12 protein-coding genes, 1 tRNA gene and 2 pseudogenes are annotated in these 11,802 nt (G+C 60.8%); 11 read left to right on the top strand and 4 right to left on the bottom strand.

All coding sequences use genetic code 11. The features are described from left to right. Positions 1–60: 60 nt before the first annotated feature. Positions 61–600 (bottom strand): annotated as a pseudogene (locus AC4DF4_RS15800) (IS30 family transposase); the annotation flags it as partial. 15 nt (positions 601–615) lie between these two features. Beyond that, on the bottom strand, positions 616–1,062 hold the full coding sequence (locus AC4DF4_RS15805) for a transposase (RefSeq protein ID WP_490049077.1): 447 nt from the start codon (positions 1,060–1,062) through the stop codon (positions 616–618). Between AC4DF4_RS15805 and AC4DF4_RS15810 the strand changes: the two genes are divergently transcribed. From AC4DF4_RS15810 to AC4DF4_RS15835, 6 genes and pseudogenes are all read left to right on the top strand, one after another. Next, on the top strand, positions 1,040–2,041 hold the full coding sequence (locus tag AC4DF4_RS15810; RefSeq protein WP_490049078.1) for a S1 family peptidase: 1,002 nt from the start codon (positions 1,040–1,042) through the stop codon (positions 2,039–2,041). The two genes, AC4DF4_RS15805 and AC4DF4_RS15810, sit on opposite strands and share 23 nt — an antisense overlap. A gap of 73 nt (positions 2,042–2,114) precedes the next feature. Continuing rightward, positions 2,115–2,537, top strand: a complete 423-nt coding sequence (locus AC4DF4_RS15815; RefSeq protein WP_490049079.1) for a GxxExxY protein — start codon at positions 2,115–2,117, stop codon at positions 2,535–2,537. A 72-nt stretch (positions 2,538–2,609) separates the two neighbouring features. Continuing rightward, positions 2,610–2,698 (top strand) — tRNA-Ser (locus AC4DF4_RS15820). 150 nt (positions 2,699–2,848) lie between these two features. Then, on the top strand, positions 2,849–3,832 hold the full coding sequence (locus AC4DF4_RS15825; protein WP_490049080.1) for a tyrosine-type recombinase/integrase: 984 nt from the start codon (positions 2,849–2,851) through the stop codon (positions 3,830–3,832). Between the two features lie 3 nt (positions 3,833–3,835). Next, positions 3,836–4,588 (top strand): type I restriction enzyme endonuclease domain-containing protein, encoded by a 753-nt coding sequence (locus tag AC4DF4_RS15830; protein WP_490049088.1) that lies wholly within the window; start codon positions 3,836–3,838, stop codon positions 4,586–4,588. Positions 4,589–5,012: 424 nt separating this feature from the next. Then, positions 5,013–5,060: pseudogene (locus tag AC4DF4_RS15835) on the top strand (hypothetical protein); the annotation flags it as partial. On the opposite strand, the gene AC4DF4_RS15840 reads toward AC4DF4_RS15835, so the two are convergent. Next, positions 5,040–5,987: a class I SAM-dependent methyltransferase gene (locus AC4DF4_RS15840; protein WP_490049081.1), complete on the bottom strand. Its 948-nt coding sequence runs from the start codon at positions 5,985–5,987 to the stop codon at positions 5,040–5,042. The pseudogene AC4DF4_RS15835 and the gene AC4DF4_RS15840 overlap by 21 nt on opposite strands. A gap of 123 nt (positions 5,988–6,110) precedes the next feature. Here AC4DF4_RS15840 and AC4DF4_RS15845 point away from each other — a divergent pair, with 123 nt between their 5' ends. Then, a complete protein-coding gene (locus AC4DF4_RS15845) occupies positions 6,111–6,578 on the top strand; it encodes a host attachment protein (RefSeq protein ID WP_490049082.1) in 468 nt (155 codons plus the stop codon). Between the two features lie 12 nt (positions 6,579–6,590). Further along, positions 6,591–7,523: a PAC2 family protein gene (locus tag AC4DF4_RS15850; protein ID WP_490049083.1), complete on the top strand. Its 933-nt coding sequence runs from the start codon at positions 6,591–6,593 to the stop codon at positions 7,521–7,523. Positions 7,524–7,527: 4 nt separating this feature from the next. Here AC4DF4_RS15850 and AC4DF4_RS15855 read toward each other — a convergent pair whose 3' ends face one another. Beyond that, positions 7,528–8,136 carry a 3'-5' exonuclease gene (locus tag AC4DF4_RS15855; protein ID WP_490049084.1) on the bottom strand — a complete coding sequence of 203 codons (609 nt, stop codon included), beginning with the start codon at positions 8,134–8,136 and terminating at the stop codon, positions 7,528–7,530. Positions 8,137–8,283: 147 nt separating this feature from the next. On the opposite strand from AC4DF4_RS15855, the gene AC4DF4_RS15860 reads away from it, so the two are divergent. The 3 genes from AC4DF4_RS15860 (at position 8,284) to AC4DF4_RS15870 (ending at position 11,705) form a co-directional block, all read left to right on the top strand. Continuing rightward, positions 8,284–10,275, top strand: coding sequence for an alpha amylase C-terminal domain-containing protein (locus AC4DF4_RS15860; RefSeq protein ID WP_490049085.1), 1,992 nt, complete (start codon positions 8,284–8,286; stop codon positions 10,273–10,275). Positions 10,276–10,354: 79 nt separating this feature from the next. Then, a complete protein-coding gene (locus AC4DF4_RS15865) occupies positions 10,355–10,684 on the top strand; it encodes a hypothetical protein (RefSeq protein WP_490049086.1) in 330 nt (109 codons plus the stop codon). Positions 10,685–10,721: 37 nt separating this feature from the next. Further along, entirely contained in the window at positions 10,722–11,705 is a 984-nt protein-coding gene (locus AC4DF4_RS15870) for a type II secretion system F family protein (protein ID WP_490049087.1), read from the top strand. Positions 11,706–11,802 lie beyond the last annotated feature (97 nt).

Below are 11,802 nucleotides of genomic sequence, written 5' to 3' on the forward strand. Positions count from 1 at the left end.
CTCATCGCGCTCAAAGCCCGCCACGCCAGCCACCTCTCATGGCCGGCGATCTTCGAGCTCTCAGGCACGAAATCCTCCATCCCCTACAACATGGTCTGCAACAATGACTTCAAATGAAAAAGCCGTGGTGCTGACCTTGAGTCCGTGCAGGACTGTCACGATTGCCTTCATGGTTTCCGCGCTGCTTTTGTCCGGTAGCCGGTGAAGTCTCCCGATACGGCTTTTCCGCTCATAGACCGAGAGCAGGAATCCGCTTCCCGCTCCACCCTGAATGAGGTCTGCCTCCCAGTCACCGTAGCGCTTCCGGCGGGAAACGACCGCCGGTCTTTTTTCGATGTCCACCCGGTTCGGGATCTTCTCTCCGCGCCCGATCTTGCTGCGTCTGCGGTAACGGCGCTGGCTGTTGATCCTGAGATTGAGCGCCAGATCGCCACCGGCCTTTCTGTCATCCGCAATGTGTTGATAGATCGTCTCATGGCTGACCTTCAAGTCACGAAGAGCGAGTGACTTGCTGATTTGATCAGGGCTATGCTTGATTCTCAGCCGTGCCTCGACCTCGTCCTGGATCATGCCAACCATCACCTTCGGGCGGGTCCTTTTCTGGGTTCTTCGTCGTCAACGCATGACGGAACGATGGCGGAGCTTGAGTTCGAGATAGTCCAAATCGCGGTATCCGCAGGCCTTGTGGACCATCCTTGCAATGAGGTTGTTGAATCCTCCGATAAGACCTGATGTCAATCCGTGTTTCACGAACCCACAAACCTTTTCGCTTTGCTGCCTGAAGCCCCTTGCAAGCCGCTGGAAGGGGTAAGCGGTCAACCGGTGTCCCCTTTCTGGGTCAGTCCCCGCAGTAGAACAAATGCGCCTTCCTTGATGGAAAAATGTTACGCTGCGGGGACCCCAGAGACTGACCCCAGAGATCCCCGGAAACCGCAGACGAAGCGCCGACGCTAGACCGCCCGCCCGCGCCTGTCCATCGCAGAGTTGGGCTCTCACCAGGCCCTTCCCTTCCCGCCCCTTCCACGCTATACCTCCTCCCATGTCCAAGCCCCTCCTCGCCATTTGCTCCCTTTCCCTCGCCGCATCCGCACCTTGGCTCCCCTCCCTATCAGCCGAAACAAAAGCCACCCCGCCCGCCTGCGCCACGCAAACCGCAGACCCCGCCATCGACGACCACCATCTCAAATCCACTTTCGAAACCGCACTCGGCAAACTCAGAGACGAAGAGAAAACCCGCCCCGCCGAAGACCTCATCAAAGAACTCCGCGAACGCGCCACCCATCCCCTCCGCCTCGCCACCACCCCCCACGCCGGACCCCAAATCTCACGCGCTGAAATCTACCGGCGCAGCCTCAAAAGCTCCCTCATCTTCGGCCACATCTACAAGTGCGACAAATGCAGCAAATGGCACGGAAACGTCGCCGGCGGCTTCATCCTCACCCCGGACGGCCTCGCCGTCACCAACTTCCACGTCATCAACAGCCCCAAAGCCGCCGCCTTCGGCGCCATGACCGCCGACGGAAAAATCTACCCCGTCGCCGAAATCCTCGCCGCATCCGAGGCCGACGACGTCGCCATCTTCCGCCTCGAAGGCGCCGCAGACCTCACCCCGCTCCCCGTCTCCGTCGCCGCCAAACCCGGCGAAGAAGTCACCGTCGTCAGCCACCCCAGCGGCCTCTTCTACTCCCTCACCCAAGGCGTCGTCTCCCGCTACTCCGTCCTCAAACCAAACCCCGGTGCCCGCCCCGTTCCGTCCCTCGAAATCACCGCCGACTACGCCGCAGGATCCAGCGGCTCCCCCATCTTCGACTCCCTCGGAAACGTCATCGGCCTCGTCAAATCCACCCGCTCCCTCTACTACAACGAGGGAAAAGACGGCACCAAAGAAAACCTCCAGATGGTCATCAAAACCTGCGTCCCCGCCTCCTCGATTCCGATGCCCCCAAGGATCCCAGTTCTCCCAGGACCCCATAGCCCTCCGCATCCCCCATTTCCTTCCCCCATTCCCGCTCTAACCCCAAATCATCAGCAAATACATTAATTATTGAATTTTTGATATTTCGGGATATTATTGAACGTGGTGCCGGTGCCTGAACTCCCGCCCCTTCCATCCCGTGAACCTGAACCAAGCCGATCTCCCCCACATCGTCGTCGGATCTTGTATGGAGGTCCACCGCCAACTCGGCCCCGGCCTCGTCGATTCCGCCTACCGCGACTGTCTCGCCCGCGAATTCCAACTCCGCGAACTCGTCTTCCAGCGCGATTTTCCGCTCAGTTTCACCTACAAAAGCCGCCTCATCCACGCGGCCGACACCCTCGACTTTGTCGTCGAAGGCACCTTCCTCGTCCACGTCCTCGCCCTTCCCGCCCACGAGTTCTCCCTCCTCCACAAAGGCCGTCTCGTCACCCACCTCAAGCTCGCAGACATCCCCTCCGGCCTCCTCGTCAATTTCAACGTCGAGAACCTCCGCCTCGGCATCAAACGTGCCATCGTTTCCCGGGATGGCAGGTTCACCGAACCCGCATATTCCGCCTGATCCGGGTTTGCACTCGACCTGATTCCGGCTATCCTTCTCTCCCGCGAGCACGCGCGTGCATTCTGATGATTCGGAAGGGTGGCTGAGCTTGGTTTAAGGCACACGATTCGAAATCGTGCGTAGGGGAACCTACCGTGGGTTCAAATCCCACCCCTCCGCCATTGTCTAGCACGATACCCGCAAAGCCTTATCAATCAAAGGATTGCGAGCCATCACCGGAAACCGCGACAGGTTTTCCACACAAAATTCCACACAAGTTGACTCGGAAACCCGAGTCGATGACTAGGAAACGCAAACGCCGTAGTGCAATCGTGGAAATTGGAACAGGTCCGACCAAGGTCAGGATCTACACGATCAACCGAAAGGATGGATACGAGCAGTTCACCCTCGCATGGAAGGAGGGCGGCAGCCGACGGACCCGCTGCTTCTCCTGCATGGACGAGGCCAAGATGGTCGGCCAGCAGGTGACCGTCCGGCTCATCAACGGCGGCTCCGATACTTGCGAGGCGACCCGCCGTGACATCGACATTCTTCGCCACTGCGAGCGCACCGCCACCGAGTTCGGAGTGACGCTGGCGGCCGCCATCGAGGAATGGGCAAGCGCCCGGCGCACTGCCGGCAACGTCCCGCTTTCGGACGCCGTCCGGTTCTACGCAGCAAACCGCGCTGACTTGTTCCCGACTCGCAGCAATGTCCAAGCCGCCGCTGAGTTCTCCGTATCCCTCAAGCGGAAAGGCGTGAGCGCCATCTATGTCCGGAACGCGACGGCCAGCTTGAAGCGGTTCACGGACGCCGTTTCTGGAAACATCGCAGACGTCACGGTGGCCGACATCACCCGGTTCCTCGATGGACTCAAAAAGCTCGGTCCAGTCAGCAAAAACGGCATCCGCCGCAACATCGTCACCATGTTCGGGTTCGCTAAAAAGCAAGGATACCTGCATCCCGACCGCAAGACCGCTGCCGAGCAAACCGACTCGTTCAAGGAAATCGAGAAGGAGATCGCCATCTTCACCCCCGAAGAAATGGAGAGCCTCCTGCTCACCGCCCACGCCCGCATCCTGCCGCTCATCGCCATCGGTGGATTCGCCGGCATCCGATCAGCCGAGGTCGCACGGCTCGAATGGAAGGACATCAAGTGGGATCGCGGCCACATCGAACTGGCCGGAAGCAAAGCCAAGACGGCGGCAAGGAGGCTGGTTCCGCTATCGGACAACCTAAAGGCGTGGCTTGCCCCCTGGCGCGGCGAGACGGGTCCTATCCTGAAAAATCATACGATTTTAAAATTCACTAACTGACAAATAAAATTTTACGCGACACTAGAGGCGATTTACAAGAAGCTCATCGAGAAGCGCGATCTATCGGACGTGACCGCCGTGCTCAAGGACCTTCACCGCATCGTCAACGAAGCGATCCGCACGCAGGCTCCCGGCGGCGATCACGAGGAAGCCAAGCACTACGACCTCAGCACCATCGACATGGAGCGGTTGAGGGATGAGTTCGCGAAACGGATCAAACACAAGGCCATCGCCATCGAGGACATCCGCGCCATCGTGGAACGCAAGCTGGAGCAGATGATGGCCAGAAACCCGGAGCGGATGGATTTCTACCGGAAGTATTCGGAGATCGTCGCCGACTACAATCGGGAGAAAGACCGCGTGACCATCGAGGAAACGTTTTCGAGATTGGTGGATCTTCTGGCTGGACTCAATGAGGAGGAACGGCGCGCCGTGGAAGAAGGACTCAGCCAGGACGAACTCGCGATTTTTGATTTGCTGAAGAAGGAGAACCTCTCGAAACCGCAGCGGGAGTCGGTGAAACGAGCCAGTAAGCAACTGTTGGAATCCGTTCTGGCAGTGATCGCCGCCCGCCAGGACTGGACCGCCAAGGAGCCGACCAAGGCGGAAGTGGAAGAATTGATTCTACAGGAGGTCTTCACTCTTCTGCCCACGCCAGCATTCGATGAGGCGGAGAAAGTGGCCTTGGCGGGACGGGTCTATCAACACGTCTGGCAACAAAGCAACGCGGGGAATTTTGGCACGGAGGCGGCGTGAGGTTTACGTCCAGTCCGCGCCCAAAGCGAATTCTCTTTCTCCCCCATTGGTCATGCGGACAAGAGTGTCCGCCGCTCCTTAAATCAAAAAAGCGGCCCGATCGATCATCCCAGGGGAAAAACCCAAAACCCAAAGGGAGGCTCAATCGGACCGCCTGATTTTGTCGCGACGCGCGGAACCAAGCAGCGTCCCGGATTCCCGTCAACCGGTTTCAACGACTTTTTCAGGGGTGTCGGCCTACGGCGGTGGACGTGGCGCGCGACTTCCACCCACTGGCCCATGGGCATGCCGTGGAGATCGCGATCGCTGGATTTGATAACCGTCTTGGGGGGAGCGGAGGATTTGCGCCAACGTCGGCTTTGATGCGGAACTGATCAACAATTCGCTTAACAAGAGCATCGATTTCAAGATCAACAGCTTGGGTGTGTCGGTGGTTCCCGAACCTGCCAGTTCATTGCTGGCCGCCTTCGGTGTCATGGTGTGCGCGTTCCGCCGCCGCCGTCAGGCGTGAATTGAGCCACACGGATTTCAGATAGGGCTCGTCGGTGAAATCCTCCGGCATGGGCGAGTGGCGGGCGCTCATGGGGCGGTGGGTGGCGCCGCGGAGTTGTTTCTGGAATTCGTTGAGGCCGAGGTTGCGGCAGTTGGTGGAGCAGAGCAGCCAGCCGCCGGGAGTTAGAATGTCTGCGGCGAGGGCGGCGAGCTCGCCGAAGTTTTCCTCCACGCGGAAGACCTTGCCCTTTTCGTCGCGAGAGAAGGTCGGCGGGTCGAGCACGATGCCGTCGAAGGTGCGGCCCTGTTTGGCGAAGCGGCGGAGCCAGTGGAAGGTGTCGCCCTTGCAGAAGTGGTGGGCGGCGGGGTCGAGCTGGTTGTGGGAGAAATTGCGCTTCGCCCAGTCGAGGTAGGGTTGTGACAGGTCGAGCGTGGTGGTTTCCGCGCCGGCCATGGCGGCGGCGGCGGAGAAGGCGCCGGTGTAGGCGAAGGTGTTGAGCATGCGCAGGCCGGGGGCCATCAGGCGGCGGACTTCGGCGCGGTTGTCGCGCTGGTCGAGGAAGATCCCCTGCGAGTAGCCGGACTGGAACGAGATTTCCGAGGCGACGGCGTTTTCGAGGATGAGAAATGGCTCGGTCACCTCCGGTCCGGCGAGATGGGTGGGCGATTCCTTCTGGTGCTGGTCGAGCCGCTTCCAATAGCAGGAAACTTCCTGGTCGCGGATCCATTCGCGGACCTGCGGCGCGAGGTGGTCGCCGGTGGTCGAGACCAGCCAGCGGTCGGCGTAGGTTTCCAGGATCAGTCCGGGCAGGCCGTCGCCGCCGCCATCGATGAGGCGGACGGCGTTCGTTGCCGGAGTGAGCAGGCGGGCGCGCTTGGCGACGGCGTTTTGAAGAAGATGAATCATGAAGGCGGGCGAATCTAAGCGCGGATTTCGCGGCCGACGAGGCTGATGTTGCGCGTTCCATTTCTCTCTTGCGGATACTCCGGGACGGGTTCATATTACAGGTGCAAATTACCCCCTAATGTTATGGAAAAGCTCATCGTCATCGCCAATCTCGGACGGGTCAGGCCCGTGAAATTCAAGCCGGCGGGGGATGATCCGCTAGAGGAGGCGCATCTGCTCGAGGAGCCCGGAAGCACGGTGGAAATGAGGCCGCAGTCGATCCACCAGGCGGTCACGGACAGCGCCGGTCGGTTTCCGCAAGGCGGGCCGGCCGACCGTCTGGCGGGGATGTCATACGGGGAGGAACACCACTTGGAAGCCGAGCTTGAAACCCAGGCGCTGGAGCGCGTGGCCGCCAAGATCGGCGAGATCGTGGCCTGCGCGGGCTACCCGACGTGGCGGCTGGTGATCCCGCAGGAGATCATGCCGGCTTTGCTGAAAGCCCTGCCACCCGCGGCGCACAAGACGTTGGGCGGGGTGGTCGCGGGCGACCTGACGAAAATCCCCCTCGTGGACTTGGAAAAACGCTTTCTCCACGAAAGCGCGGCCTAACCTAAACTTGTCATGGAAAAGGAACAGCACCTCAACGACCCGTGGCTCATCGCCGCATGGCCCGGAATGGGCGCGGTGGCGATCAGCGCGGGATACTATATGATGGCGAAGCTCGGCATGCACTTGCTGGCTGAGTTTCCGGCGCGCGAGTTTTTCGATCTCGAGCGCGTCGAGGTGAAGGGCGGGCTGATCCAAACCGGACGCCTGCCGCGCAGCCGGCTGTTTCTTTGGAACGACCCGAACAAGAAGCATGATCTCATCGTTTTCATCGGCGAGGCGCAGCCGCCGTCAAAGGGCGGGGCGTTTTGTTCGCAGCTCATCGGACACGCGCGGCAGCTCGGGGTGCAGCGGGTTTTCACGTTCGCGGCGATGGCCACGCAGATGCGTCCGGAGCACGAGTCGCACGTTTTCGGGGCTGCCATTGATTCGCGGACCCTGGCAGATTTCAAGCGGCTCGACATGAAGGTGCTGGAGGAGGGGCAAATCAGCGGGCTCAACGGGGTCTTGCTGGGAATCGCCGCCGACAACGGGATGCGCGGCGGCTGCCTGCTCGGCGAGATGCCGAGCGTTTTCTCGCAGTTTCCATTTCCCAAAGCCTCGCTCGCGGTGCTGAAGGCCTTCAGCGCGATGTCGGAAATCTCCATCGACTTCAAGGAACTGCACGTGCAGTCCCGGCAGGTGGAGAAAGGCTTGGAGGAGTTTCTCCATCGCTTGGAAAGTTCCGTCGGCGCGCCGGAAGGGCCAGCCGAGGAGGCGGATGAAGTTGAGCCCGAGAAGGCCGCGCCGCGTCTCAGCGGCCGCGACAAGCAACACATCGCCGAGCTGTTTGAGACCGCCCGCGAAGACCGTTCCCGGGCCTATGAACTGAAACAGGAGCTGGACCGGCTGAACGTCTTCCACGAATACGAGGACCGCTTCCTCGACTTGTTCAAGGAGCCTGGTTGATCGGTCAGCCCGCGTTTCCGGCCTGCTGGAGCGCGTGATAGACGCGGATCGCCGCGTAAGCGTCGTTGGCGGCGTAAAGCAGCTGGCGCTCGGTCAGCTCGCGGGCCGCCCAGTTCGAGGTGGTGATGGATTTTGACTTCGAGAGCTTGCGGTTGAAAAGCATCGCGACGGCCGACTTCGCGCCGACGGCATTTCGGTAGCCAAGCAGCTTGAACGAGCGGTCGAGGTCCACGATGGCACCGGGACGGAGGCCGAAGCGGTTTGAAATCTGGTCGAGGTCGCCGCCGAGGCCGAAGCCGATCTTGGTGAGTTCGGTCGATCTCAGCAGCTCGATGATCGCCGGGTGGCTCTCGGTGAAATGCGACTGGAAGATGAAGGCCTTCTCGGTGGTGGCGAATTGCAGGACGTGCGGGCCTTCGGATTTCTGGCCTTTTAGGAAAGTCGGTTTCGACTCGGTGTCGAAGCCCACGGTCCGCGCCTGCATCAGTTCCTCCAAGGCGAGTCCGGCCTGGCGCTCGCTGGTGACCACGAAGACGTGCTTCATTTCGAGTCCGGCGAAGGGCTCGAGTTCGGCGATGTCTGCCTTGTGCGGTGTGATCTTGGGAGAATTCATGGGAAGATGTGTCAGCGGGGGCTGGGACGCGGGATGATTCCCGCGATGGGAGCGGGAATCAAGCACTTGATGCAAGAGGTGGATTCCACGCGCGCAGCGCGGAATTTGGCTTTGCGCTGCCAGCGAAACCCTCCATCTTCAGCCGCAATGACGGTGAAACCAAAGCTTGTCCAAGACGATCCGTGGCTCGAACCCCACCAAGGCGCGATCGAGCGGCGGATGACCCAGTTTTCCGACGCGCTTGCGGAAATCGAACAGGGCTCGAAGACGCTTGCAGCCTACGCCACCGGTCATAAACACGTCGGCATCCATTTCCAGCCGTCTTCCAACCAATGGAAGATCCGCGAGTGGGTGCCGGCCGCGCAAGCCGTGTCGCTGCTCGGGGATTTCAACAAATGGGACCGCGAAAGCCATCCGCTCGCCCCTTCGGACAGCGGCGTCTGGTCGCTCGACCTGCCGGCGGACGCGCTCGCCCACGGGCAGAAGGTGAAGCTGCACATCGTCGGTGCCGACGGTTCACGGCGCGACCGCATTCCGGCGTGCATCCGCCGCGCGGTGCAGGACCCGACGACGCATGATTACTGCGGGCAAATCTGGAACACGCCGCAGCCTTATGTTTGGAAACACGAGTTCGACCCGGCGTCTATCAAGTCGCCGCTGATTTATGAATCCCATGTCGGCATGGCCGGCGAGGAGCCGCGCGTCCACACCTACCGCGAGTTTGCGGATTCCGTTTTGCCCCGCATCATCAAGGCGGGCTACAACACGGTGCAGCTGATGGCGGTACAGGAGCATCCTTATTACGGCTCGTTCGGCTATCACGTCTCCTCGTTCTTCGCGCCGTGCTCGCGCTTCGGCACGCCGGAGGATTTGAAATACCTCATCGACACCGCCCACGGCCTCGGGCTGGCGGTTCTGCTCGATGTCGTCCACTCGCACGCGGTGAAGAACATCGCCGAGGGACTCAACGATTTCGACGGCTCCGGCCACCAGTATTTCCACGACGGGCCGCTCGGCGACCATCCCGGCTGGGACTCGAAATGCTTCGACTACGGCCGCCCTGAAGTGCGGCAGTTCCTTCTATCAAACGTCCGCTACTGGCTGGAGGAGTTCCGCTTCGACGGCTTCCGCTTCGATGGCGTGACCTCGATGCTCTACCACTCGCGCGGGAACAAGGCTTTCGGAAATTATGATGACTACTTCGGCGGGGATGCCGATGACATGGCGATCCTCTATCTGAAGCTCGCCTCCAAACTCATCCGGGACCTCAAGCCCGGAGCCATCGCCATCGCCGAGGACATGTCCGGCATGCCCGGCCTCTGCCGGCCGATCGAGGACGGCGGGCTCGGGTTTTCCTATCGCCTCGCCATGGGAATTCCCGACTACTGGATCAAGCTGCTCAAGCATAGCCGCGACGAGGATTGGGACATCGGCGAGCTGTGGGGGATTCTGGCGAACCGCCGTTTCGGGGAAGCCACCATCGCCTACGCCGAGAGCCACGACCAGGCACTCGTCGGCGACAAGACGCTCGCCTTCTGGCTGATGGACAAGGAGATGTATTGGCACATGGGCAAGGACGATCCGCATCCGGCCATCGAGCGCGGGATCGCCCTGCACAAGCTGATCCGCCTCGTCACGCTGGTGTTAGGCGGCGAGGGCTGGCTCAATTTCATGGGCAACGAGTTCGGCCATCCGGAGTGGCTGGATTTCCCGCGCGAGGGCAACGGCTGGTCCTATCACTACTGCCGCCGCCAATGGTCGCTGGTGGACAACCCGGATTTGAAATACGGCTGGCTCGCGGAGTTCGACCGGCAGCTCATGGATTTAGCGAAAAATTCCGGGCTGCTCTCCACGCCGCCCGCGCAGTTGTTGCACCTCGACCAAGGGCAGAAAATCATCGTCGCCGAGCGGGCGAATTTGATCTTCGTGTTCAATTTCTCCGTCGGAAACTCGCTGTTCGGCTACCCCGTTCACGCGCCCGGCCTCGAAACCCGCGAACTCGTGCTGGACAGCGACCAAGCCGACACCGGCGGCCACGGCCGGGTGGATCACGCGTTCGACTATCCCGTCGGGGACGACGGCGTGATGAAAATCTACAGCCCATCGCGCAGCGGATTGGTCTTCGCGAAAAAGCCTTAGCGCCGCTCCTGTTTTCGCGGCCATTCTCAACTTGCGTCGGGGGGACTCTTCTGGCATCTTACATGCGGATTTTACCGCCATGAAAGAACTCATCGATGCCTGGAAGCAAGTGGACCGGAATAAGATCGCAGCTCTGCTGAGCATCGTTCCCGGCCTGGGCCACCTCTATAAACATCACTACCTCTCCGGGTTTGGCATCATGACCGCCGGGAATGTCATGATGGTTTTCATCGCCTTGTGGTTGAGCTTAGCGACGCTCGGGCTGTCGTTGATCGTGGTTCCCGCGCTGTGGTGCGCCGGGGTCGCTTATTCCGCCTACCTCGCCACGGATGAGCATGGCGCGCACCCGTGGCTCCATGTTTGGAATTACCGGCGGGCGAAGTTGAAGATGCTCGCCAAGAAATCCTAGCCGGACGTTCGGCTGGCGGGTATGGATTGGAAAATCCATGACCGCAAACGACTCCCACAAGCATCTCTTCTACTCGGAAATGGCGAAGCTGCTGGACGCGGGTTTCGACATCCGCAAGGCGGCGGCGGTGTTGCTGGATACCCGGCTTCCCGCGCCGCAAGTCGCCCTTCTGGCGGATTTGAACCGAGGCTTGGAGGCGGGCGAATCGATCGCCGCGGCTTTCGGCGCGCGCCTGAACGACATTGAGCGCGCCATCATCGGCGCGGGCGAGCGCAGCGGAAAGCTCGCCCCCGCGTTCCAGCATCTCGCCGACTATTTCGGAATGCTGGCGTCCGCCCGCCGGGATGTGGTCAAGGGAATGATCTATCCGCTCATGGTCCTTCATCTGGGGATTTTCATCGGCATCGTGCCGGTCGCCCTGATGAAGGGCGGGATGACCTCGGCGGAAATCCTGGGCAGTCTGGTCGTCACGCTGCTCATCGTTTACGCGGCGGGTTTTTGCGTCTTCGTGGGGATCCGCGCGCTACTGAAGCAGGCTCCGGAGAAGCCGGGAATCGACCGCTTGATCAACCGCATTCCGTGGATCGGCAATGCACGCCGCAACCTGGCGATGGCGAGGTTTTGCAAAGTCTATCACTCGTGCGTGCTCGCCGGGATCTCGATGAGTGAAACCGCCGGGTTGGCGTCCGAAGCGTCCCAAAGCGGAGTGATCCGCGAGGCGGGAAGCAAGCTGGTCAAAGCCGCGATGGCGGGAAACGCGCTCGGCCCGCGGTTCATGGCGGATGATGCGTTTCCAACGGCGTTCGCCCGGTCCTACTCGACCGGCGAGGAGGCGGGCACCTTGGACAAGGATCTCGCCCGCTGGTCCAAGTTGTTTCAGGACGACGCGGAATCCAGCGTGAAACGGGTGTCCGTGATGATTCCCAAGCTGCTGTATTTCCTCGTTCTGGGATTTGCCGCGTGGAAAATCGCCGGGTTTTACAGCGACTACTACGGTGTTCTCGAGCAAATCGGCGAGTGATGATTCCAAAAAAGAAACGCCCGATCCCCTGTGAAGAGGATCGGGTGCCTTTGAAATTATAATGAGGGGAGGGCTGGATTACCAGCGACCGCCGCCA

Source organism: Luteolibacter sp. (genome assembly GCF_058122085.1).